The following is a 21,558-nucleotide window of genomic DNA, read 5'->3' on the forward strand; positions in this document are numbered from 1 at the left end:
GTTCCGACCGTTACGCCGACCAATGGACAAGGTCACGATTGGGTCACGATGTCCCCGGCGGGCTCGGCGTCCAGCCAGTGGAGCTCGGTGGCCCCGCCGTGGCCGTGTATGCGCAGGATCTCGTCGATGGAGTCCCACACGCAGATCTGCGAGACACCCGTCCCGGACCCGATCCAGCGGGTGATCGCGCGACCGTCCGGCCAGGCCACGCCGTATGCGACGCGTCCCGTCCCGGAGACCCCGGACGCGTCGGCCCAGCGGTGCAGAAAGAAGCGCCTGGGCTGATCGGAGGCGTATGAGAGAAGCTCGACCGGGGTGACGCCGACCGCGCCGTCCCGGTCTTCGAGGGGGTCGGCGTCGTCTGCGCCCATCGCGGGTCCTCTCACGCGTTTCCTGTACCGACCTGTGTCGTTGTCCTAGCAGGAGGGTTGCATGCGAAGACTGCCGGCGCAAGCATATCGATGGGATATCCGTTTACCCGGCCCCGAGGTGTGGTACCAGCGCGAACACCCGGGGAAGGGGCGACGAGGGAGGCGCTCGCCATGACCGGACGCACCGCCAACGGCACCGAGGTCCGCACCTCGCCGAGCCTGCGCCGACGACGACTGGGCATCGCCCTGCGCAGATTGCGCGAGACCTCCGGCGTCAGCCGCGAGGCCGCCGGCGAGCGGCTCGACTGCTCGCCGTCCAAGATCAGCCGCATCGAGAACGGCGACGTCGGCGTCCGCCGCCGTGACCTCGAAGAGCTCATGGACCTCTACGGCCTCGGCGATCACGCCGAGCGCGAACGCCTCGTGGACCTCGCGCGCGAGACCCGCGACCGCAGCGGCTGGTGGACCAAGTACACCGACCTGCCGCGCACCTACCTCCGCTACATCGAGTTCGAGTCGGTGGCCCGCTCCATCCGCTGGTTCGAGATGTCGACCGTGCCCGGCGTCCTGCAGATACCCGAGTTCACCGATTCGCTGATACGCGGCAGTGAGCCCTCCTTCGGCGGCGACGAGCGCCTCCGGCAGGTCGAGGTCCGGCAGGTCCGGCAGAAGCTGCTCACCGGCGCCGGCGGACCCGACTGCGCGTTCGTGCTGGGTGAGGCGGCGATTCGCTACAAGATCGGCGGGGACGAGGTGTGGCGGCGGCAGCTGCGGCACCTCCTGGAACTGGCCGATCTGCCCAATATCCGGCTCCAGATCCTGTCCTTCGACCATGGCGCGCACGAGGCGATGGCGGGATCGTTTCAGATAATGCATCACCAAAAGCCCGATCCGGCGGTTGTGAACTGTGAAGGTTTCGCCGGTCACTACGTCATGGACGATCCAGTCGACGTGGAGCGGTGCAGCCAGATCTTCGACCGCCTGTCCGCTGCCGCGCTGAGTCCCCAACTGTCGTGGAAGCTGATCGCGGAGGCGGCGGCATGAGATGAAACACGACAGGAAAACGATGAAGCGCATCTTCAGCACGCCCATCACCACGCCCATTTGGCGTAAGAGCAAGCGCAGCTACGCCAACAACGCCTGCGTTGAAGTGGCCGTCCTCGGCCACGCCGTCGGCGTGCGCGACTCGAAGGTCGACCCCGCGGTCGGCGCGATCGTGCCCTTCGAGACCGCCGCGTGGGCCGGTTTCGTGGCGGAGATCAAGTCCGGGCGATTCGACGGCTAGTCAGAGGCCGGACGCGGTAAGTTATAGGGGCGGTGGTCCGTGCCGGGGTGGGTGCGGGCCTCCGCTCTTTTCATGCGCGCGCGTCACTCCAGCGCCCGCGCCATCCGCAGCACCGTCGTCTCGTACAGGTACTCGGTGCCGTCCGGACGCCGCTGCGGCCAGCTCGCCGCAGCCTCCCCGATCACCGTGTAACCCAGCCGCTCGTAGAGCGCCCGGGCGCGCGGGTTGACGATCTCCACGTCCAGCTCCGCCCGCGCCAGCCCCCGCGCGGCGATCTCGGCTTCCAGCGCGGCGATCAGCATCGTCCCCACGCCCTGCGACTGGAGCGCGGGCAGTACCGCCAGCTGCATGATGCACCCGGCGTCCCCGCCGAAGACGACGCCGCCGAGCCCGACGGGCAGGGTCGCGACGACGGCGAGGTAGGCCATCTCGCCGCGCTCGACGTCGTCGAGGCGCGAGGCGAGCTCACCGAGGTAGCCGGGCCCGCCCGACCAGGCGAGGGTGGGGACGAGGTCGGCGCGTTCGAGGGGGCGGACGGTGAGGGTGATCATCGGGGGCTCCTGCGGGTCACCAGAAAGAACGGTGTTCGGTCAGCACGCGTACGGCCATGACCAGGGCGAGGACGTGGAAGATCGCCGCGCAGGCGAGGAATCTGGCGAGCAGCATCGGCGCCCCGGTCACGGCGAGTGCGGCGATCGCGGCCCACGTCACCGCCACGATCGCCCGGGCGGGCAGCCTGGTCCACTCGGCGATGAGGAGCAGGATCGCGGCGGCGAGCACGACGAGCGCTCCGCCCAGGAACACCGCCTTGAACCAGGACGAGGCGAGGAGCCCGAGCGCGATCATGAGCAGGCCGGGGGCGAGCGAGCAGCACGCGCAGATCGCGGCCCGCTCGGCCAGCCGCCGGTGGCGGGCTCCGCCGGGACTCCAGTCGATCGCGAGGTCGGGCACGGTTCACCTCCGGGCACGGCGCGGGCACGCCGAACCTACACCCGCCTCACTCGTGGTCCACCGGCCCGTCGTGCAGCCTGCCCGCGTTCTCCGATACCCGCCGCAGCAAGTCGATCAGCCGCGCGCGGTCCTCGTCGTCGAGTCCGGCCAGCAGGCTCTCCGAGAGGGCGCGGCGCTGCTCCTCCACCGGTTGGCACAGCTCGCGGGCGGCGTCGGTGAGCCACAGGCGGACGAGGCGGTTGTCGCGGTCGTCGCGGCGGCGGGTGAGGAGCCCGGCGGCGGCCATGCGGGTGGCCATCTTGGTGATGGTGGGGGTGGTGACGTTCAGGGTGGCGGCGAGTTCGCCGGGGGTGCGGCCGTCTTCGCGGGCGAGGGCGGCCAGGACGAGGTTCTGCCCGAGGTGCAGCCCGTGCTTGCGCAGTCCGGCGTCGGCGAGGGCGCGGACGAGCTTGGTCGCGCGGGTGAACTCGTCCATGAAGCCGCTGGGCAGGGTCATGGCGACAGACTACTTGACGGCTAATCATTGCCCGGCTAACGTTCTTTTCGTTGCACGGCTAACGAAAGGAACCACCCCCATGATCCTGGTCACCGGAGCCACCGGCCACGTCGGCGGCGCGCTGCTGCGGCACCTGAGCGTCCCGGCCCGCATGCTCACCCGCGACGCCGCCCGGGCGCTGCCCGGCGTCGAGGTCGCCGTCGGCGATCTGGCCGACCCGGCGAGCCTCGCGCCCGCCTTCGCCGGCGTCGAGAAGCTCTTCCTGATGGACCCGGTCTTCTCCCCCGACGGCACCCGCAACGCGGTGCACGCCGCGAAGGAGGCGGGCGTGAAGCACATCGTGCTGCTGTCCAGCATCGGCGTGACGCTCGATCCGCTGCCGCTGCTGGGCGCCGAGCACGCCGAGCGCGAGGCGATCGTGCGCGACTCGGGCATCGCGTGGACGTTGCTGCGCCCCTCGCACTTCGCCACCAACACCGCCCGCTGGATCGGCGAGCTCGAAGCGGGACGCCCGGTCGTCCACGCCGACGGTGACGCCCGCTACCCCACGATCGACCCCGCCGACATCGGCGAGGTGGCGGCGCTGGTCCTGGGCGGCGGCCATGAGGGACGCGCGTACGTCCTGACCGGCGAGGAGCCGCTCTCGGTGGCCGAGCAGGCGGCGGTCCTGGCGGCGCGGCTGGGGGTGGAGGCGCGCGTCACCGGCGTCGCGCCCGAGCAGGCGGAGCGGGGGATGCTCGCCTCGGGCATGCCGCCGAAGCTGGCGGCGGCCATCCGCGACCTGCACGAGGCCACGCGCGCGGGCCGGACGGGCGTGGTCACGCCCACCGTCCGCGAGCTGCTGGGACGCGCGCCGCGCGGCTACGCCGACTGGGTCGGCGCGCTGTGAAAGAAGGGCGGCACCGGAAACGGTGCCGCCCTCACGACTACTTCTTGCTGGCCACGCCGCGCAGGAAGAACGCCATGTTCGCCGGGCGCTCGGCCAGGCGGCGCATGAGGTACCCGTACCACTCGTCGCCGTAGGGGATGTACACGCGGACCTTGTGGCCCTCGGCGGCCAGCTTCTTCTGCTCGGCCGGGCGGATGCCGTAGAGCATCTGGAACTCGAAGGAGTCCTTGTCGCGGTCGAACCACTTCGCGCGGTCCTTGGCGATCTCGATCAGGCGCGGGTCGTGGGTCGCCAGCATCGGCGTGCCCTGCCCGTTCATGAGCGCGTTGATGCAGCGCACGTAGGAGCGGTCGACGTCCAGGCGCGCCTGGTAGGCCACCGACTCCGGCTCCTTGTAGGCGCCCTTGCAGAGGCGGACGCGCGAGCCCGGCCCCGCGAACTCCTTGCAGTCGCCCTCGGTGCGGCGCAGGTAGGCCTGGAGGACGGCACCGGCCCACGGGTGGTCCTCGCGGAGGCGGTTGACGATGTCGAGGGTGGCGTCGGTCACCGTGTGGTCCTCCATGTCCACGGTGACGGTGGTGCCGACCTCGGCCGCGGCGTCGCAGATCGCCTTGGCGTTCAGGTAGGCGCCCTCGGGGTCGAAGAGGAGGCCGAGGGCGGTGAGCTTCACGCTGACCTCGGCGGCGTGCGTCAGGCCGTCGGCGTTCAGCGCGGTGAGCAGCTTGAAGTACTCGTCGCGCGTGTGCTCGGCCTGCGCCGTGTTGAAGGTGTCCTCGCCCAGGTAGTCGAGCGTGACGAGCAGCCCGTCGTCGACCAGGGCACGCGTGGCGGCCACGGCGTCGGCGGTCGTGGTGCCGGCCACGAACCGCTTCACGAGCCCGCGGCTGATGGGGGTTGTCTCGACACGCCGCTCGACCCATTTGTTCCGGGAGGCGGCGAGGATTACCGAACGCAGCATGAGGCCGAGAGTAACTGCTAGGGGGAGAATCCGCGAGGTCGGCATACCAGTAAGGGGCCCTGTGGTGTTGTACTGGTTACTCAGCCATCTTTGCCCTACCGTGGTGAGGTGGACTTCGACGCTTACGCGCAGACCGCCGCGGATCTGGTCAACACCGACCTGGCCGATCTGGAAGCGCTGCGGGACATGCTGTCTCGCGAATACTGGCGCGACCGCGCGACCGAACGAGACCTGACCGCCTTCAAACGCGCCCGCAAGAAATTGCGAGAGGTGTTCGAGCACGGCTCGACGGGCCAGGACGAGGCGGCGGTGGAGATTCTGAACACACTGCTGGAGACCTACCCCGTCCAGCCGCGCATCTCGGGGCATCCGAACAAGAACTGGCACATGCACGTCACCGGACGCGGCGCCACCGTGGCGTCGGAGTACCTGGCGGGCGCGGTGTGGGGGCTGTCGGTGTGGCTGTGCAGCTACGGCGGCCAGCGCTTCGGCATCTGCGCCGACGAGAGATGCTCCAAGGTGTACCTGGACACCAGCTCGAACTGCTGCCGCCGCTTCTGCTCGGAGCGGTGCGCCACCCGGTCGCACGTCGCCGCGCACCGGGCCCGCAAAAAGGAAGTCGCCGGGGCGGCGGCTTCCTGACCTACCCGAAGTCGAGCGCGGCGGTCCCGATGGCCGCCGCGCTTCTTTGTGTCTAGGGGTAGACGAGGTGCTTGCGCGCGAAGGCCAGGCTCTCGGCCAGGTCCGCCTCGCGCTTGGCACGGTGGCCGGCCTTGCGGGTGGACACCTCCACCGCGATCGTGCCCCGGAACCCGATCTCCCCGAGGTGCTTGAGCACCTCCGCGCACGGCATCGAGCCGCGCCCGGGCACCGCGTGCTCGTCGCGCCCGGGACCCGAACCGTCGCCCAGGTGGACGTGCGCCAGGTCCGGCCCCATCCGGGTCAGCATCGCGAAGGCGTCGGTGGACGAGGCCGCGCAGTGCGACAGGTCCAGCGTGTAGGCGCCGAAACCCTCGATCGTGGGATCCCAGTGCGGCGCGTAGGGGACGAACTTCCGCCCGGCCATCTTCACCGGGTACATGTTCTCCACCGCGAAGCGGATCGGCGCGAAGCGCTCGGCCAGCTTGGCCAGCCCCTCGGCGAAACCGGCCGCGTAGCTCTTCTGCCAGGCGAAGGGCGGGTGGACCACGACCGTGGACGCGCCCAGCTTCTCGGCCATCAGCGCCGCCCGGCGCAGGCGCTCCCACGGGTCCGGGCTCCACACCCGCTGCGTCATCAGCAGGCACGGCGCGTGCACCGAGCCGACCTTGACGCCGTAATGCCTGGAGAGCCGGGCGAGCGTGTCGGAGTCCTGGCTCACCGAGTCGGTGAAGACCATGACCTCGACGCCGTCGTAGCCCAGCTCGGCGGCCAGCTCGAAACCGACCGCGGTCGGTTCGGGGTAGACCGAGGACGTGGACAAGAGAATGGGCGCACCGCTCGCGGACACCCTGTCCAGGGTACGCGGGGTGCGCCCGTTCGCCGTGACCGCCTTACTCGGCGGCGTCCTTTTTGGTGCGCTTCTCGCGCATCTCCTTGATCCGCGCGAACATCGCGGCCTTGCCCTCTTCGGCTTCGGCGCGGTCGGCGAGCTGCGGGTCGCCCTTGAAGTCCTTGGACGACATCTTGCGTCGCTGCCCGCCCTGCCCGAGCATTCCGTCGCGTGTCCTGGCCATCGGTGGCTCCTTACGTTCGTTTCGCTGCTGAGTATGCCCGTGCCGATCACCGCTGTCAAGACGATACGTCTCGTCTTGCGATAGGCTGTCGGGGTGACCGACAAGAAGCCGCCCGTCCGGCGCAGTGAAAAGTCCCGGCAGGCCATTCTCACAGCCGCCCGTGAACTCGTCGCCGAGTACGGCTTCGCCAAGCTGACCATCGAGGCCATCGCCGCCCGCGCGGGCGTCGGAAAACAGACCATCTACCGCTGGTGGACGTCCAAAGGGGCCGTCGTGCTCGACTCCCTCATCGGCGACACGCCCAACGGCGCCGCCCTGCCCGACACCGGTGATCTGGCCACCGACCTGCGCGAGGTCATGCGCCTGACCGCCGCCGAGATGGCCTCACCGGAGATCCAGGCGTCCACCCGCGCCATGAACGTGGCCGTGCAGACCGACCCGGCCCTCGCCGAGGTCTACCGCGAACGCTACCTGGGTCCCGCCCTGGCCTCCGCGCGCGACCGGCTGGCCAGCGCCCGCGAGGCCGGGCAGGTCGCCGCCGACGCCGACCTGGAGGTGGCCGCCGAGGTCCTGTTCGGCGCGATCTACTACCGCTGGTCGCTGGGACTGGGCCCGCTGGACGACGCGTACGCCGACGCCGTGGTCCGGCTGGTGGCGTCCGGACTGCGCTGACGCCACGGCAGCAGCGCGACGGTGGCCAGCACGATCGCGCCCGCCACGGCCAGCGCGGCCCGCGTCCCCAGCAGCGTCGCCAGGACGCCGCCGGCGGCCATGAACAGCGGCTGCGCGAGCTTCGTGCTCACCGACCACGCCCCCAGCACCCGCGCGGTGTGCTCCCGCGCGATCGCCTTCAGCCGGACCGCGGCGAAAACCGGGTTGAAGACGCCCGCCGAGATCAGCAGGCCCGTCTCGGCGGCGATGACGACCACCAGACCCGCGGTCCCCTTGGGCGCCAGCGGCAGCACGAGCGTCCACAGTGTCCGCAGGACGCCGAGCGCGAGCAGCGTCCGCCGCTCGCCGAAGCGCCCGCTCAGGCGGCGCGCCAGCAGCGAGCCGAGGATCCCGCCGAGGCCGGGCACGCCGATCGCCAGCCCGAACTCGAAGGGCCCCAGCCCCAGGTCCCGCAACAGGAACACCGCCAGCAGCGGCGAGGTCATCATGATCCCGCCGCCGAACAGCAGCGAGTTCCACAGGAGACGGTGCAGCAGCGGGTCGGCGCCGATCCGCCGCCAGCCCTCGGCGACGCCCCGGTCACGCGCCCGCCGCCGCGGTGGCGCCGGTTCGGGCGTCCGCAGCCGTGTGACGCCCAGCGCCGACAGGAGATAGGACACCGCGTCGACCGCGATCGAGGCGGTGGCGCCGATCCAGCCGACCAGGAGACCGCCGACCGGCGGCCCGGCGGTGACGGCCGTCCACATTGTCGTCTCGAACCTCGCGTTGGCCGCGACCAGCTTCTCGGCCGGGACGACGTCGCGCAGGTGCGCGCCGCTGGCGGCGGCGAACACGATCGCGCCCGCCGTCCCGATGACGGCCACTGCGCACAACTGCGCATAGGTGAGCGCGTCCAGGGCCACGGCCGCCGGAACCGAGGCCAGCGCGGCGAAGCGGGCCAGATCCGCGGCGATCATCACCGGCCGCTTGCGCCGGAACTCCACCCACGGCCCGGCCGGGATCGCCAGCGCCGCGCCCGCCAGCGCGCCGAGCGCGGCCAGCAGCGAGATCTGGTAGGCCGGGGAGTCCAGCAGCAGGACCGCGATGAGCGGCAGCGCGCCGTGCCCTATCCAGGTCCCGGCTTCACTGGTGGCGTAGGCGATCCAGAGTCGCCGGAAGTCGGTGGGCACTCGGGGAGGCTACCGGTGCTCACCCGCCCTTGCAGCGCGGGTTGCCCGCGTCGGCGGGGCTGTCGCCGAAGCAGCCCACCGGCTGCTCCTCCTCCGGTCGCGGCTGCCACGCCGGTTTCGGGAACAGCAGCTCCACCGCCAGGGTCACCTTGTGGTTCACGTCCCGCCCGACCGGGACCGCCAGCCCGCAGGAGCAGGTGGCCATGGTGAGCACCAGCGGCCAGATCCAGGCGCGGCGGCGTCCGGCGCAGGCGAGCACGATCGCCAGCCCGGCGGCGGAGTAGAACCAGATGAGCGCGGTCGTCCCGAGTACCCGCTTGTTGGTGGTCTCGGCGGCGCGCATTTCCGGTGAGGTGCCGCCGCCCATGAAATGCCAGTCGGCCATCAACGCGCAGAGCGCGAGGAAGCCCGATCCGACCAGGCCGACGACCACCACACTGATCAGCCCGGCGGTTAAACCGCCCCCTCGTGTGTGCTGATTCGGTCGCATGACGTGAGTATGGACTAACACTGCTAGGGCTGTCTATCACCGTTAGGGCGATGGGCGGTAAGCCGATGGTATGCGCCCGGTCAGCGCCCGCGCCCAGGCTCTGCACATCGACCAGCGCACACGCCACCAGGGGAGCACGTCATGACCGGTAAGTCCGTCCTCATCTCCGGCGCCGGCATCGCCGGGCCCGCCCTCGCCCTCTGGCTCCACCGCCACGGCTTCGACGTGACCGTCGTCGAACGCGCCCCCGCCATCCGCGAGGGCGGCCAGGCCGTCGACTTCCGCGGCGCGGCCCACCTGGCGATCCTGGAGCGGACCGGCATCCTCGACGACGTCAAGGCCCTCCAGACCGGCGGATCCGAGCTGCGCGTGGTGGACGCCGAGGGCCGCGCCCGGCTGACCCTGCCGGAGTCCTTCACCGGCGGCGCGGTCGAGATCGAGCGCGGCAAGCTCGCCGATCTCCTCTACCGGCGCACCCGCGACCGCGTCGAGTACCTCTTCGGCGACTCCATCGCCGAGCTGACCGAGACCGCCGACGGCGTCGACGTCCGCTTCGAGGGCGGGACGCGGCGGCGCTTCGACCTGGTCGTCGGCGCCGACGGCCTGCACTCCAACGTCCGCCGCCTCGCCTTCGGGCCCGAGACGGACTTCGTGAAGCCCTCCGGCTACCACATCGCCCTCTACGAAGTCCCCGCCCACCTGGCCGTGCAGGGCGCCTCGGAGCTGTACAACCAGCCCGGACGCGGGATCTCCATCGGCGGCGGGGACGGCCGCGCGCACGCGATGTTCGTCTTCCACGGCGCCGAGGGCCCCGCCGACCACCGCGACACCGAGGCGCAGAAGCGGCTCGTCCGCGAGACCTTCACCGGCCTGCCGTGGAAGACCGCCGCCGCGCTGTCCGCATTGGACGAAGGCCGCGGCTTCTACTTCGACTCCATCTCGATGGTGAAGATGGACCGCTACAGCAAGGGCCGCGTCGTCCTCATCGGCGACGCCGGATACGGCGCGACCTGCGGCGGCATGGGCGCCGGGATGGGCCTGGTCGCCGCCTACGTCCTGGCCGGCGAACTGGCCGCCGCGGGCGGCGACCACACCGTCGCGTTCCCCGCCTACGAGGCCCAGATCCGCGGCTACGCCGTGGAATGCCAGAAGGTCGCGGGCAACGCCGGACTGTTCCTGGCGCCCCGGACCGCCCGCGGCATCAAGCTGCGCGACCGCCTGCACAAGATCCTCACCCGCCCGTTCTTCATCCGCTTCCTCGACAAGATGAGCCGCAAGGCCGCCGAGAGCATCGACCTCAAGGACTACGGGGTCGGGGTCTGACACGGGGAAGCGGGGCACCGGGACTGATCTCCAGCAGTCCGGTGCCCCGCTTCTATCGAGTTGAAGAAGGTCTAGGTGGCGATGTCCGGGACCATCGGCTCGGCCCGGACGGCGGGCCCGGCGGCCGGGATCGGGTTCGGCCGGGCCACCGCGCGGGGCTCGCCGCCATCGGCCGGGAGGTGGCCGATCGGTTCCCGCTCGCCGACGGGCGAAGCGCTCCCGGCGACGGCGTGGGCCGGGTTTCGCGTCCCGGCGGCCGGGAGGTCCCGGCCGTTCCCTGCCTGCGAGGCGGGACGGAATCCCTCCGCCGTCCACTGCGGACGGACCTTCGGGTCGCGGATCAGCGGGGCGCGGCCGGGGAAGGCGGGCTTCTCGGTGGCGCCGCGGGTCTCGGTGCGAGGCATGTCCGTGTCCTTTCGGTGCGAAGGGATTCCGTCGTCGTCGCGGCCCGCCTCAGGCGGCGGTGACCAGCTCCGGGTCCTGCTGGGGCGTCTCGTCCCCGGGCTGCTTCTTCTTGTCCCGCAGGACGATGACCGCCAGGATCGCGGCGGCCACGACCATCCCGGCACTGATCAGGAAGGTGGTGCCCTGCGCGGTGACGAAGGCCTCGCGAGCGGTGGCGATGAGCCCGGTGTCGCCGGTCTGGGCGGCCACCCCGAAGGCGTCGCCGATGGAGGCCTTCGCCTGCTCGGGCGCCGACTCCGGCATCGCGTCGGTGTATCCGGCGGTGAGCAGGCTGCCCAGGATCGCCACGCCGAGGGCCGCGCCGGCCTGCTGGATCGTGTCGTTCAGGGCCGAGCCGACACCGGCCTTCTCCGGCGGGATCTCGCCCATCAGGGAGCCGATCGCGGCGGGCATCGCGACACCGGAACCGGCGCCGATCAGGCCCATCGCCAGGGCGAGCGGCCAGAAGCCCTCACCGGCGTTGGCCAGGTAGATGAAGGCGCCGGCGATGGTCAGGAGGCCGACGAAGGTGAGGACGCGGTTGCCGACCTTGGCGCCGAGGGCCGCGCCGACACCGTTGAACACGAGGGCGGCGATGGCCAGCGGGATGAACGCCAGTCCGGCCTCGGTGGGGGTGTAGCCCATGACGAACTGGACGTACTGGGTCAGCACCAGCAGCAGGCCGCCGTTGCCGATCTGGACGAGGGTCAGCGCCAGCGAGCCACCGGCGAAGTTCCGCTTGCGGAACAGGTTCATCGGGACCATCGCGTTCGGGTTCTTGACCTGCCAGATGACGAAGGAGGTCAGCGCGACGATGGCGACACCGAAGGCGGCGAGGGTCGAGGCGCGGTCGAGGCCCTTGGGCATCTCGGTGATGGCCCAGGTCAGCGAGACCATGCCGATGACGGAGAGGATCGCGCCGAGCACGTCGGGCTTACCGGCGGGGGCCTTGGACTCCGGCATCCACACGAGGGCGGCGGCGATGGCGATCGCGGCGATCGGCACGTTGATCAGGAAGACCGCGCCCCACCAGAAGTGGGCGATGATGGCGCCACCGGCGACGGGACCGCCGATCAGGCCGACCATGGAGACCGCGCCCCAGGCCGACATGGCCTTGCGCCGCTCGTCCTCCTCGAACACCGTGATCAGGATCGACAGGGTGGACGGCATCACCAGCGCGCCGCCGACGCCCATGAGGGTGCGGGCCGCGATCAGCTGCTCGGGGTTCTTGGAGAAGGCCGCGGCCAGTGACGCCAGCCCGAACACCACCAGGCCGATGATCATCAGCTTGCGGCGCCCGAACCGGTCGCCCAGGCTCCCGGAGGTGAGCAGAAGGCCGGCGAAGACCAGGATGTAGGAGGCGATGATCCACTGGATCTCCTGGGCGGTGGCGCCCAGGTCCTCGGTGAGGGGCGGGATCGCCACGTTCAGGGCCATGTTGTCCACGACCAGGACGAGGGTGGCCAGCATGAGGACGACGAGGATCAGCCACCGCTTGGGGTGTCTCACCACCGCTGCGACTTCGGACATGAGGGGGACTCCTTCAACTCGATGCGCACATCGTTCGAAAGATGCGAACGGCGTGCGCTGCTGATGGAGAACGTACGCGTTGCGAACGCTGTACGCAAGTGGCATACGCCGTTCCCAACTTGCGCACGCCCTTCGCAAACGCGCTGACCTGGCCTAACGTCGCGCAAAATTCTTCGTAGACGCAGACGATGTGCGCATCTGCGAACGATGTGCGCTAGGATGAACACGTGTAACCACGCGAAGGAGCCGATATGAGCGACACCGTGCCGTCCGTCTGGACGACCCCCGGCAAGCGGCCCAAGCCCGCCCTGACCAGGGAGCAGATCCTCGCCAAGACGATCGAGATCCTGGACGCCGAAGGCATCGAGGCCCTCTCCATGCGGCGCCTGGGCGCCGAGCTGAACGCCGGGGCGACCTCCATGTACCGCCACGTGGCGAACAAGGAGCAGCTGCTGGAGCTGGCCGTCGACGAGGTCTACGGCGAGGTCGTCGTCCCCAGGCTCACCGACCCGGCCCAGTGGCGCGACGGCATGCGCGCCATGGCCCACAGCATCCGCGCGGCCCTGCTGAAGCACCGCTGGATGGTGTCGCTGCTCGGCGAGTCCGGCGTGGCGCACCTGGGCCCCAACCTCATGCGCATCGGCAACGACGTCCTCGGCCTCTTCGAGGACTCCGGCTTCAAGCTCCTGGAGGCCGACCGCCTGCTCAAGGTGGTGAACTGCTACGTCATCGGCAACGCCATCGCCGAGGCCGCCTGGCTCAACAGCATCGCCCGCAGCGGCATGACCCCGGAGGAGTGGATCGCCAGCATGTGGCCGGCCGCACGCGAGGCCGCCCGGGCCTACCCGAACCTGAACCGCCTCTACTCCGCCCAGGAGGAGCAGACCGTCGCGCCCGACTCCCTCGACTACGGCAGCATCGTCGCCGAGTTCGACTGGGGACTCGAACGGGTCCTGGACGGCCTCGCCCTGCGCCTGTGAGGGGGCGCGAAAGCGGCGGACCCGTATCGGATCCGCCGCCGTCGTCGTTAGATCTAGGAGCGCATGCTCTCCACCGCGCCCGGTCCCAGCGGAGACCAGCCCAGCTCGGCACGCGCCTTCGCACCCGACACGACCTGGTTCAGCCCCAGCGCCTCGGCGAACGCCTCCCCGACCACCGCCGCGGCCTCTTCCTGCGTCCACACCTCCGTCGGCGCGCCGGTCGCCGCCGCGAGGTCGGCGACGAGCACCGACTCCTCGCCGACGCCGTGGTACAGCGAACCGGCCTTGGCGCCGGTCACGGCCAGCGTGAACAGCGCGGCCAGGTCGTCCACGTGCACCATCGGCCAGCGCGTGTTCTCGCCGACGTGGCGGGCCACGCCCTGCTCCTTCGCCCAGCCGATCATCATCCCGGGGATGCCACCACCGTTGCCGTGCACGATGCCGGGACGGATCACGGCGGTGCGCACGTCGCGCGACGCGGCGTCCAGGACTCGCTGCTCGACGCGCGGGCGGTAGCCCACGATCGCGATCGCGTTGGTGGGGGCGTCCTCGTCCAGCGCGTCATCGCCGGTCTCGCCCAGAACCCAGATACCGGAGGTGTAGACGTAGGCGCGGCCACTGCCCGCCAGGCTCTCCACGATGGCGTCGGTCGCGGCGTGGTCGGCGTCCTCGTCGCCGGTGGGCGGCGCGATGTTGATGACGGCGTCGATGTCACCGGTGATCGCCGCGCGCAGCGACGCCGGATCGGTCAGGTCCCCGGCCACCGACGGCAGGTTCGCGGCCTCGCCCGAGCGGGTGAAGGCGACGACCTCGTGCCCCTCGGCCAGCAGGCGGTTCACGGTCGCCGAGCCGATGTAACCGGTGGCGCCAAGAACAAGAATCTTCATCATGTGCTCCTCTTAGTGACTTCGTGCTGGAGAAGTCTGCGATATCGGGAGCCGCATCGGATCTGTCAGATGACCGGGTTCATAGACGGATCACGTGACCGGCGACCGGCGCGCCTTCGCCGGTTGCACGGCAGGGTTCAGTCCGGGCGGTGCCGCCGAGCCCCACCCACCCAACCGATTCCCCTCACGACCAGCGCCGAACGAGGCCGCGTCCACCCCACCAGCCGGATCCAGGCAGCCACGGCCCGGCCACCGAACCGAACCCGGCACCCTCACCGGGTCACACCGCCAGGTTCAGCCCCACCAGCGCCACCGGACGCCCCGCCGCCCTACCCATCTCCCCCTCACCACCAGCACCTAACGAGGCCGCATCCAACCCAGCAGCCCGATCCGGGCAGCCACAGCCCGGCCCCAGCCGACCCCACCCTCACCGGGTCACACCGCCAGGTTCAACCCCGCCAGCGCCGCCCGCGAGGCCACGCCGAGCTTGGCGTAGGCGTTCGACAGGTGGTAGCCGACCGTGCGGGGGCTCAGGAACAGCCGCGCGCCGATGTCGCGGTTCGTCATGCCCGTGGCCGCCAGGCGCACCACCTGCGTCTCCTGCGCCGTCAGCCGCGCCACCGGCGCGGGCGCGGGTGCCTCGGAGGTGTCCCCGGCCGCGCGCAGCTCGGCCCGCGCGCGCTCAGCCCACGGCCGGGCCCGCTCGAAGCCCGCCAGCGCCGCCGACAATGCCGTCCGGGCGTCTCCCCGCCGCTTCGCCCGCCGCAGCCACTCGCCGTACAGCAGCCGCGTCCGGGCCAGCTCGAACGGGCGCCCGTCGCCCTGGTGGGCGGCGATCGCGTCCACGTACAGGCTCTCCTCGCCGCTCAGCAGGGCCCGGCAGCGCAGCTCGACCGCCTTCGCCCAGCGCGCGCCCGTGGCGTCCGCCCACTCGGCGAACCGCGCCGCCGCGACCGCCGCCTCCTCGTGCCGCCCCACTCTCGTGGCCGCCTCCACCAGCTCCGGCAGGGCGTGCAGCGCGATCAGCGTGTGCCGGTACGGGCCGCCGGTGACCTCGGCGAACCGGCCCGCCGCCGCGTCGAAGCGGCCCGCGCCCAGCTCCAGCATCCCGGCCGCGTAACCGCGCCAGGGCGCGCTCGTTATGAGAATTACCCCGGCCTCTTCCTCTACCGTCTCACCGTCCAGCGCGGCCAGCGCCGCCAGCAACCCGCCGAACGTGGCGGTCAGGTGATCGCAACCGGTGTCCCGCGCGATCGCGACGCCCTCCATGGCCGTGGCGTGCGCGTCGTGGTGGCGGCCCAGGAACATCAGGCACCGCGCCTCCCGCAGCAGCACCCGCGGGAGGACCCCGATGGCGCCCTGCTCCCGGCACTCCAGGTCCAGCCGCACGACCCGCTCGTGGACGGCGGCGTACTCGCCGAGCAGCAGGTCCCAGCCCTGCAGCAGCACATGATCGGCCAGGCACCGCTCGTCCCGGGTCGCCTCGACGCCCTCGGCGAACTCGCGAATGGCCACCGCGCCCTCGCGCAACTCGCCGACGGCGTGCGCGCGCATGCCCTCCGCACCCCGCGCGAGCGGCCCCGCCAGCTCCAGCCCACCCAGCCGGGCGGCGGTGTCGGTCACCGCCGCCGCCGGATCGGCGTCGTCCCACGCCGCCATCATCGCCTTCACCAGCCGCAACGGCGTCGGCGCGGCCAGCGCGGCGTCCACGAACAGCGCCCTGGCCGCCTCCGGGCGTCCCCGCGTGTGCTCCAGGTCGGCGCGCGCCTCGGCGATCCTGGCCCGCCCGGCGCGGTCCCGGACCAGACCCGCCGCCGTCTCGGCCAGCGTGATGCCCCGGTCGATGTCCCCCGCGTCCCCGGCGGCCACCGCCGCCGCCGCGAGCCTGCGTCCCCGCGCCCGGTCGTCCGGCGACAGCGCCGCCGCCCGCTCATATGCCGCCGCGACCGCCGCCCGCCCACCCCTGGCCCGGCACAGCTCGGCCCGCCGCTCCAGCTCCACCGCCAGCTCCTCGTCGTGCCCCGGCGTCGCCGCCGCGCGATGCCACACCCGCCGCGCTTCGTCCCGCGTCACCTCGGCCAGCGCCGCGTGCGCCGCCACCCGCTCGGCGAGCGGCACCCGGTAGGCGGCCTCCCGCACCAGCGGGTGCCGAAACTCCAGCCGCCCGCCGACCACCCGCACCAGTCCCGCCGCCTCCGCCGGCGCCAGATCCTCGGCCACGGCCCGCCCCACCCGCACCGCCGCCTCCAGCACCAGCCCCAGGTCCCCCGTGTCCTCGGCCGCCGCGACCGTCAAGATCACCCGCGTCGCCTCCGGCAGCCTCGCCAGCCGCTCGTCGTAGACCCGCCGCACGTCCCCGCCCGCGAGCTCCACCAGCGCCAGCGGATTCCCCTCCGCCGCCCGCAGCAACCTTCGCCGCTCACTGGCCGCCAGCCCCGGCGCGACGTCCATGAGCACCTCCGCGCCCACCACGTCCGGCAGCCCCCCGAGCCGCACCTCCGGCAAACCCCCCAAACCCTCACCCCGCGTCGCGAAAACCACCGCGACGCGCTCCGCCCCCAGCCGCCGCGCCGCGAACACCAGCGCGTCCGCCGACTCCCGGTCCAGCCAGTGCGCGTCATCGACCAGCACCAGCACCGGCCCGTCCTCGGCCACATCCCCCAGCAGCGTCAGCACCGACGCCCCCACCAGGAACGCCTCCCCCTCACCCTCACCCCGCACCGCCGCCCGCAACGCGCTCGCCTGCCGCCCCGGCAACGCCGGGACCCGGCGCAGCACCTCCCGCAGCACGACCTGCAGCCCCGCGTACGCCAGCGCCGCCTCCGACTCCACCCCCGCCCCACGCAACACCCGCACCCCGTCGCTCCCCGCGACGACGTCCAGCAGGGCCGTCTTCCCGACCCCCGCCTCCCCACGCACGACCAACGCACCACCCCGCCCCGCGACGGCCCCCTCGACCAGCCCCCGCAGAACCCCGACCTCACCCGCACGTCCCCTAAGCACGTCGCCAGACCCTACTCCCAGAGCGATAGTCGATGTACGGCCCGCGAGAGGTGACGGTAAGCTCACGAGCCGACGGGCCTCTAGCTCAATGGCAGAGCTGCGGACTTTTAATCCGTAGGTTCAGGGTTCGAGTCCCTGGGGGCCCACCACGGCACCACCCGTCACGCAGGCCGCTGACCTGCGATGACATCCGGTCACAGGCCACCCGCGGGTGGCCTGTGACCGGTTTGAGGGGCGTTAGAGCTGCGGTTTTCTGCTCGCGTGCTGCTCAATAGTCAAAGCCCGTGCTGGTCCCTTGTGGGACCAGGCCGCCCGTGACCGGGTTTCCCGCAGACAGACCGGGCGGCGCGAGGAGTCCCTGGAGCACTCCACCCGGGCGGGCGCCGACGGGCGCCGGGAACCTGGCCGCGATCCCCTGGATCGGCGGGCTGAGCTTGCCGCGGATCTGGGATACCTGCCACCGGCGCTTGGGCAGGCAACGGCGTACATGATCGACCGCGGCCTGGGCTGCACGGCCTACCGAGAACGCTTCGCCGCCCGCCACCACCGCCTCGCCGAGCTCTTTCCCGATGACACCCGACCCGATGACTACAACGCGACTGTTGCAACGACCTGGTCGCTGTCGATTGGCCGCCGACGCCCTGGAACCACCTGGCATGGCCGGTGTGGTGCTACGGGAGGCGAGCCTGCTCGACCCCAACGGCATCCCTCTCAACCTGCTGGCCACCGACACCGCCGCATTGCACGTCAACAGCAACAATGTGTTGATCAACGCTGAGGCTCACCCAGTCCTCTTCCAGGCAGGCGACGCCACCGGCGCAGCCCACGCTTTTGAGGAACTCCTTCCCAACCACCTGCGCTTGCTGGGCCCCGACCACCCCAACACCCTCACCACCCGCAACAACCTCGCCTACTGACGCAAGCAGGAATCCGAAGAATAGGCGTGTCATCCACACATCCTCAGCGGCCGAAAACGCGCCACTGGGCACCAGAAAACCTGGTTTCCATCCCCGTAGGGCCACCCGTACACCGGGTGATCCTGGCAATCACGCCGAACACCGGAACGCCGGCTGCTCGGTGGCTGCTCGCCGTACCTAATCGACTCCGGGACGCAGGATTGAAGAACGGCATGGATCAACACGAGCCGGGCCGGAGATCAAGACCGTCAGCCGTCAATCGGCATTCGTGAATGCCCACGGGACCGGCCCGAGCCGACTCGTCTCCCGGCCGGCCTGTCGCCCCGCGGCACGTACCCATCTCCCAGCCACACGAACCCGCCGGGCCGATGCTCTTGGCCATCACCGGTGACTGCGACTCCCCCACCGGTCGGCGTCGGGCCTCCAGGTGCGTGCCCCTCGACAGCGGCGGGACCGGTGGCGGTGTCATGGTCAACGCCGGCGGCCACACGGCACATGGCCGCCTGGAGCATCTGACGCCTGACGATCTCGCCGCGATCCTGACGCCCCCCAATCCTCCGGCGAGACCTGGGGCCGAGGAGCCCGCGACCCCGCCGGATCTGTCCACGCCGACCGTCGATGCGGTGAAGCCGACCACCGGCCTGCGTGCCCGGTTCGGCGAGCTTCTCGCTCTGCGCGCCGAGACCCACCCGCCGGACCCCGGTGCGCCCGGCCACAGGTCCGAGTAGGAAACGAGTAGTGCGTCGGGGCAGGATCGCGGAACGGGACGGGCCCGTGTGCTCGCAAAGATGGGATGATGATGAAGCGTCCGGCTCTCTATGGCGCGCTCTTGGCGGTTGTGGTCCTGGCCTTGTTCGGCCTCGTGGGCGGCTTGGCCACGGTGCAATCCGGGGACGACCCAGGCGTCCAGCAGAACAATCCCCCCACCACACCCGGTGGCGACATGCCCTGACGGGCAGTCCGGACATGTCGGAAACTCAGCGCGGAGGCGTCGACTCCGACGATGCCCAGGCCGCCCGCCGAACCTTCAGGTTCGCCATCTCCTTCCTGGCGGTGCTCCTCGCGGCCTCCGTGGCGGTGCAGTTCACCGGTGCGTACGGGAGTGGGGCGCGAGTTGTTTGGCGGCAGATCTGGCCTCAGTCATGGCCGTTCTTCGGTACCGCATCGGTCGCTCCGGTGCTGCTCGCGTATCAGATCCAGGAGGATGGCACCCTGACGCTCTTGACCGAACGGGAAGCCACGACGGCGGAGCTGTGGGGACTGCGGAGAGGAAGCTACGCTCACCGCGCCGAGATCGCGCTGATCAGTTCGTCGGTGCCGGACGACCGGTGGATCATGTGCAAGGCGGACGATGATCTCTGCGTGGAGGAGATCACGAGCGCCGATCCGGTCTGGTCCACGAATCTCTACGCCGAGCCAAGCCTTTGCGGCCACGTCGCGTTGCTGCGCGTTCGTCCCGGCAAGGCCGATGTGAGCGACTCGGCGAGTCTGCATGCCAGAGTCCTCCAGGGCGTGGTCCTTGAACTGAAGTGCGGTCACCAGTGAGCCTGATCGCCCGGGTATGGCGGTCGGTGGAAGGCCCGCTGATCGACTTCGATCCCCGTACCACCCCGATGGCACTGGGCAGATCCGGTCTCGGTCTGGCGAGCCTCATTCTGCTGCTGGCCAATCCGGATCACGTACTCTTCGCGCCGACCCCCCGGGCCCCGAGCGGGATCTCCTGCTCGGGGCCGGGCTCGGTGGCGCTCTGGTGCCTGTCCGAGGCCGCCGCCGTGTCCCCCGTCGTGCCACGGTCGATCGCGGTGGTCGTGCTCGTCTTGGTGGTCGTGGGGTACAGGCCACGCTGGACGGCGGTGCCTCACTGGTATGTCGCCTTCAGCCTGGCGACCGGGCTCTCGATGCCGAATGGAGGTGAGAACGTCGTTCAGGTCGTCAGCATGCTCCTGGTTCCGATCTGCCTGAGCGACGATCGTGCGTGGCACTGGGTCTCCCCGTCCACGCCGCTCCCCGGACGCGCCCGCGGAGCCGCCTACGCGGCGTTCCTGGGACTTCGCGCCCAGACCTCGATCATCTATCTGTCCACCGCGATCTCAAAGCTCACCAACGCCGATTGGCGGTCCGGAACTGCGATGACCGTCATCGTGCACGACCCGATGCTCGGCTTCCCGCAGGCGGTCACGAGTCGGCTCGAATCTCTGTCCTGGTGGCCCATGCTGGCGGCCGTGATCACCTGGGGAACGGTTCTGGCCGAGGGGGCCATCGCCCTTCTCCTCTGGGGAACGCGTAGATCCCGCTTGGTGGCCTTCGGGGCCGGGACCGGCCTGCATTTGGGGATCTTGGCCCTCATGGGCATCGCCGGTTTCGAGTTGGCGATGCTATCCCTGCTGATTCTCGTCATCCTCGGGCACCGGGCTCCGAGTAGGCCGCCTAAGAAATCCCGTTCCCACCCTGAAGCGAAGGTGTCCGGCAATGCTGTTTGACGTCGAACGCGTCGACCCGTACGGCCTCTCCGATCGTGATATCGACGGCTACTGTGCACTCGTCGCGGCGTCGTTCCCCATCGATCAGCCGTACTCCCAGCTACCCGCCCGGGCGGCGATGATCGAGAACATCCGGCCTGAGGTTCCCGCCGCGGAGAACTCCATCTGGTTCGCCCGTTGGGAAACGCGGGTGATCGGATACGCGAAGGTCGAGCCTCTCACCGGAGTGAACGCATCGATCGTGCAGATCATGGTGCGCGTTCATCCGGAGTTCCGCAGGCGGGGCGTGGGCACGGCCCTCATGCGCGGATGTTCCGTCCACCTGGGCGACGGGGGACGCACCAAGGTCACCGGCGCCGCCGACGAGGGCAGCCCGGGCGAGGCATGGGCGAACGCCCTGGGCTTCGAGGTGACGGCGGGCTACCGGAAACAGCGGCTGGACGTGCCCATCGCCGACCAGAAGTTGTGGGACGTCCCGCAGGTCCCGGGCTTCGTTCTGCGTGGCTGGAGCCGGGAGGCTCCCGAAGAGCTGCTCGCCGCGTACGCACTGGCCAGAAACGCCATCCACGACCGTCCGAAGACGGACAGCTATGACGCACCCCGCTGGACCGCCGACGAGATCCGCGACGACGAGCGGGAACAGCGCGAGCTCGGTATCGAGCGGCACGTACTCGCCGCCGTGGAGGAGCACACAGGGATGGTCGCGGGGTTGACGATCATGGAGTTCCTCCCCGCACGTCCCGAACTCGGCATGCAGCGAGACACGGCCGTCCTTGAGCGGTACCGCGGCAAAGGACTGGGTCTGTGGCTGAAGGCGACCATGCTCACGCACCTGACGCGGGACCGCGGCGACCTGGCCACCGTGATCACCTCGACGTCTCGGGAGAACACGCACATGGCGCGCATCAACACCGCGCTCGGCTTCAGTGAGCCGGCAACGCTGCTGGTATTCGAACAGTCCATCGAGAGCGCGGTCGTCAGGGTGCTGAGTTGACGTG

At 70.8% G+C, this 21,558-nt stretch carries 25 protein-coding genes and 1 tRNA gene; 13 read left to right on the forward strand and 13 right to left on the reverse strand.

Features of this window, described 5'->3' with window-relative positions:
* Window positions 1–32: 32 nt before the first annotated feature.
* The gene (locus QSK10_RS11110) at window positions 33–371 is read right to left on the reverse strand and encodes a hypothetical protein (protein ID WP_285662555.1); all 339 of its coding nucleotides are present in this window, start codon (window positions 369–371) and stop codon (window positions 33–35) included.
* 171 nt (window positions 372–542) lie between these two features.
* On the opposite strand from QSK10_RS11110, the gene QSK10_RS11115 reads away from it, so the two are divergent.
* The gene (locus QSK10_RS11115; protein WP_285662556.1) at window positions 543–1,415 is read left to right on the forward strand and encodes a helix-turn-helix domain-containing protein; all 873 of its coding nucleotides are present in this window, start codon (window positions 543–545) and stop codon (window positions 1,413–1,415) included.
* 22 nt (window positions 1,416–1,437) lie between these two features.
* Window positions 1,438–1,656, forward strand: a complete 219-nt coding sequence (locus tag QSK10_RS11120; RefSeq protein WP_285662557.1) for a DUF397 domain-containing protein — start codon at window positions 1,438–1,440, stop codon at window positions 1,654–1,656.
* 83 nt (window positions 1,657–1,739) lie between these two features.
* On the opposite strand, the gene QSK10_RS11125 is transcribed toward QSK10_RS11120, so the two are convergent.
* From QSK10_RS11125 to QSK10_RS11135, 3 genes are read right to left on the reverse strand one after another with little or no spacing between them, the layout of a single operon-like run.
* On the reverse strand, window positions 1,740–2,207 hold the full coding sequence (locus QSK10_RS11125; protein ID WP_285662558.1) for a GNAT family N-acetyltransferase: 468 nt from the start codon (window positions 2,205–2,207) through the stop codon (window positions 1,740–1,742).
* A gap of 16 nt (window positions 2,208–2,223) precedes the next feature.
* Window positions 2,224–2,607, reverse strand: a complete 384-nt coding sequence (locus QSK10_RS11130) for a hypothetical protein (protein ID WP_285662559.1) — start codon at window positions 2,605–2,607, stop codon at window positions 2,224–2,226.
* A gap of 46 nt (window positions 2,608–2,653) precedes the next feature.
* Entirely contained in the window at window positions 2,654–3,103 is a 450-nt protein-coding gene (locus QSK10_RS11135; protein ID WP_285662560.1) for a MarR family winged helix-turn-helix transcriptional regulator, read from the reverse strand.
* Window positions 3,104–3,182: 79 nt separating this feature from the next.
* On the opposite strand from QSK10_RS11135, the gene QSK10_RS11140 reads away from it, so the two are divergent.
* Complete coding sequence (locus QSK10_RS11140; protein ID WP_285662561.1) at window positions 3,183–3,992, forward strand: NAD(P)H-binding protein; 810 nt, start codon at window positions 3,183–3,185, stop codon at window positions 3,990–3,992.
* A 37-nt stretch (window positions 3,993–4,029) separates the two neighbouring features.
* Here the strand turns inward: QSK10_RS11140 and QSK10_RS11145 are convergent, their stop codons facing one another.
* Complete coding sequence (locus QSK10_RS11145; RefSeq protein WP_285662562.1) at window positions 4,030–4,950, reverse strand: proline dehydrogenase family protein; 921 nt, start codon at window positions 4,948–4,950, stop codon at window positions 4,030–4,032.
* Between the two features lie 108 nt (window positions 4,951–5,058).
* On the opposite strand from QSK10_RS11145, the gene QSK10_RS11150 reads away from it, so the two are divergent.
* Window positions 5,059–5,592 (forward strand): CGNR zinc finger domain-containing protein, encoded by a 534-nt coding sequence (locus QSK10_RS11150; protein ID WP_285662563.1) that lies wholly within the window; start codon window positions 5,059–5,061, stop codon window positions 5,590–5,592.
* A gap of 52 nt (window positions 5,593–5,644) precedes the next feature.
* Here QSK10_RS11150 and QSK10_RS11155 read toward each other — a convergent pair whose 3' ends face one another.
* Together QSK10_RS11155 and QSK10_RS11160 are read right to left on the reverse strand one after the other, a co-directional pair.
* Entirely contained in the window at window positions 5,645–6,439 is a 795-nt protein-coding gene (locus QSK10_RS11155) for a sugar phosphate isomerase/epimerase family protein (RefSeq protein ID WP_285662564.1), read from the reverse strand.
* A 43-nt stretch (window positions 6,440–6,482) separates the two neighbouring features.
* Window positions 6,483–6,665 carry a DUF6243 family protein gene (locus QSK10_RS11160; protein ID WP_285662565.1) on the reverse strand — a complete coding sequence of 61 codons (183 nt, stop codon included), beginning with the start codon at window positions 6,663–6,665 and terminating at the stop codon, window positions 6,483–6,485.
* Window positions 6,666–6,758: 93 nt separating this feature from the next.
* Between QSK10_RS11160 and QSK10_RS11165 the strand changes: the two genes are divergently transcribed.
* Window positions 6,759–7,337 carry a TetR/AcrR family transcriptional regulator gene (locus QSK10_RS11165; RefSeq protein WP_285662566.1) on the forward strand — a complete coding sequence of 193 codons (579 nt, stop codon included), beginning with the start codon at window positions 6,759–6,761 and terminating at the stop codon, window positions 7,335–7,337.
* Here the strand turns inward: QSK10_RS11165 and QSK10_RS11170 are convergent.
* Both QSK10_RS11170 and QSK10_RS11175 read right to left on the reverse strand, forming a co-directional pair.
* A complete protein-coding gene (locus QSK10_RS11170; RefSeq protein ID WP_285662567.1) occupies window positions 7,253–8,506 on the reverse strand; it encodes an MFS transporter in 1,254 nt (417 codons plus the stop codon). The genes QSK10_RS11165 and QSK10_RS11170 overlap by 85 nt on opposite strands.
* A gap of 19 nt (window positions 8,507–8,525) precedes the next feature.
* On the reverse strand, window positions 8,526–8,996 hold the full coding sequence (locus tag QSK10_RS11175; RefSeq protein WP_285662568.1) for a hypothetical protein: 471 nt from the start codon (window positions 8,994–8,996) through the stop codon (window positions 8,526–8,528).
* Between the two features lie 141 nt (window positions 8,997–9,137).
* Here QSK10_RS11175 and QSK10_RS11180 point away from each other — a divergent pair, with 141 nt between their 5' ends.
* The gene (locus QSK10_RS11180) at window positions 9,138–10,319 is read left to right on the forward strand and encodes an FAD-dependent monooxygenase (protein WP_285662569.1); all 1,182 of its coding nucleotides are present in this window, start codon (window positions 9,138–9,140) and stop codon (window positions 10,317–10,319) included.
* A 71-nt stretch (window positions 10,320–10,390) separates the two neighbouring features.
* Here the strand turns inward: QSK10_RS11180 and QSK10_RS11185 are convergent, their stop codons facing one another.
* Both QSK10_RS11185 and QSK10_RS11190 read right to left on the reverse strand, forming a co-directional pair.
* Window positions 10,391–10,723 (reverse strand): hypothetical protein, encoded by a 333-nt coding sequence (locus QSK10_RS11185; protein ID WP_285662570.1) that lies wholly within the window; start codon window positions 10,721–10,723, stop codon window positions 10,391–10,393.
* Between the two features lie 49 nt (window positions 10,724–10,772).
* Window positions 10,773–12,293: an MFS transporter gene (locus QSK10_RS11190; protein WP_285662571.1), complete on the reverse strand. Its 1,521-nt coding sequence runs from the start codon at window positions 12,291–12,293 to the stop codon at window positions 10,773–10,775.
* A 251-nt stretch (window positions 12,294–12,544) separates the two neighbouring features.
* Between QSK10_RS11190 and QSK10_RS11195 the strand changes: the two genes are divergently transcribed.
* On the forward strand, window positions 12,545–13,273 hold the full coding sequence (locus QSK10_RS11195; RefSeq protein ID WP_285662572.1) for a TetR/AcrR family transcriptional regulator: 729 nt from the start codon (window positions 12,545–12,547) through the stop codon (window positions 13,271–13,273).
* Window positions 13,274–13,326: 53 nt separating this feature from the next.
* Here the strand turns inward: QSK10_RS11195 and QSK10_RS11200 are convergent, their stop codons facing one another.
* Together QSK10_RS11200 and QSK10_RS11205 are read right to left on the reverse strand one after the other, a co-directional pair.
* Window positions 13,327–14,160 carry an NAD-dependent epimerase/dehydratase family protein gene (locus QSK10_RS11200; protein ID WP_285662573.1) on the reverse strand — a complete coding sequence of 278 codons (834 nt, stop codon included), beginning with the start codon at window positions 14,158–14,160 and terminating at the stop codon, window positions 13,327–13,329.
* A gap of 435 nt (window positions 14,161–14,595) precedes the next feature.
* Window positions 14,596–17,229, reverse strand: a complete 2,634-nt coding sequence (locus tag QSK10_RS11205) for an ATP-binding protein (RefSeq protein WP_349497681.1) — start codon at window positions 17,227–17,229, stop codon at window positions 14,596–14,598.
* Between the two features lie 8 nt (window positions 17,230–17,237).
* On the opposite strand from QSK10_RS11205, the gene QSK10_RS11210 reads away from it, so the two are divergent.
* The 6 genes from QSK10_RS11210 to QSK10_RS11235 all read left to right on the forward strand — a co-directional run bounded on the left by QSK10_RS11210 (window position 17,238) and on the right by QSK10_RS11235 (window position 21,554).
* A tRNA-Lys gene (locus tag QSK10_RS11210) sits at window positions 17,238–17,312 on the forward strand.
* A gap of 507 nt (window positions 17,313–17,819) precedes the next feature.
* The gene (locus tag QSK10_RS11215) at window positions 17,820–18,080 is read left to right on the forward strand and encodes a tetratricopeptide repeat protein (protein ID WP_285662575.1); all 261 of its coding nucleotides are present in this window, start codon (window positions 17,820–17,822) and stop codon (window positions 18,078–18,080) included.
* A 467-nt stretch (window positions 18,081–18,547) separates the two neighbouring features.
* Window positions 18,548–18,808 carry a hypothetical protein gene (locus QSK10_RS11220; protein ID WP_285662576.1) on the forward strand — a complete coding sequence of 87 codons (261 nt, stop codon included), beginning with the start codon at window positions 18,548–18,550 and terminating at the stop codon, window positions 18,806–18,808.
* A gap of 238 nt (window positions 18,809–19,046) precedes the next feature.
* Window positions 19,047–19,625 (forward strand): hypothetical protein, encoded by a 579-nt coding sequence (locus QSK10_RS11225; protein WP_285662577.1) that lies wholly within the window; start codon window positions 19,047–19,049, stop codon window positions 19,623–19,625.
* Complete coding sequence (locus QSK10_RS11230) at window positions 19,622–20,560, forward strand: HTTM domain-containing protein (RefSeq protein WP_285662578.1); 939 nt, start codon at window positions 19,622–19,624, stop codon at window positions 20,558–20,560. Before QSK10_RS11225 ends, QSK10_RS11230 begins: the two co-directional genes overlap by 4 nt.
* The gene (locus QSK10_RS11235) at window positions 20,550–21,554 is read left to right on the forward strand and encodes a GNAT family N-acetyltransferase (protein ID WP_285662579.1); all 1,005 of its coding nucleotides are present in this window, start codon (window positions 20,550–20,552) and stop codon (window positions 21,552–21,554) included. The genes QSK10_RS11230 and QSK10_RS11235 overlap by 11 nt, the downstream gene beginning before the upstream one ends.
* The last annotated feature ends 4 nt before the right edge of the window (window positions 21,555–21,558 follow it).

This window comes from Actinorhabdospora filicis (genome assembly GCF_030269765.1).
Classification (GTDB): Bacteria; Actinomycetota; Actinomycetes; order Mycobacteriales; family Micromonosporaceae; genus Actinorhabdospora; species Actinorhabdospora filicis.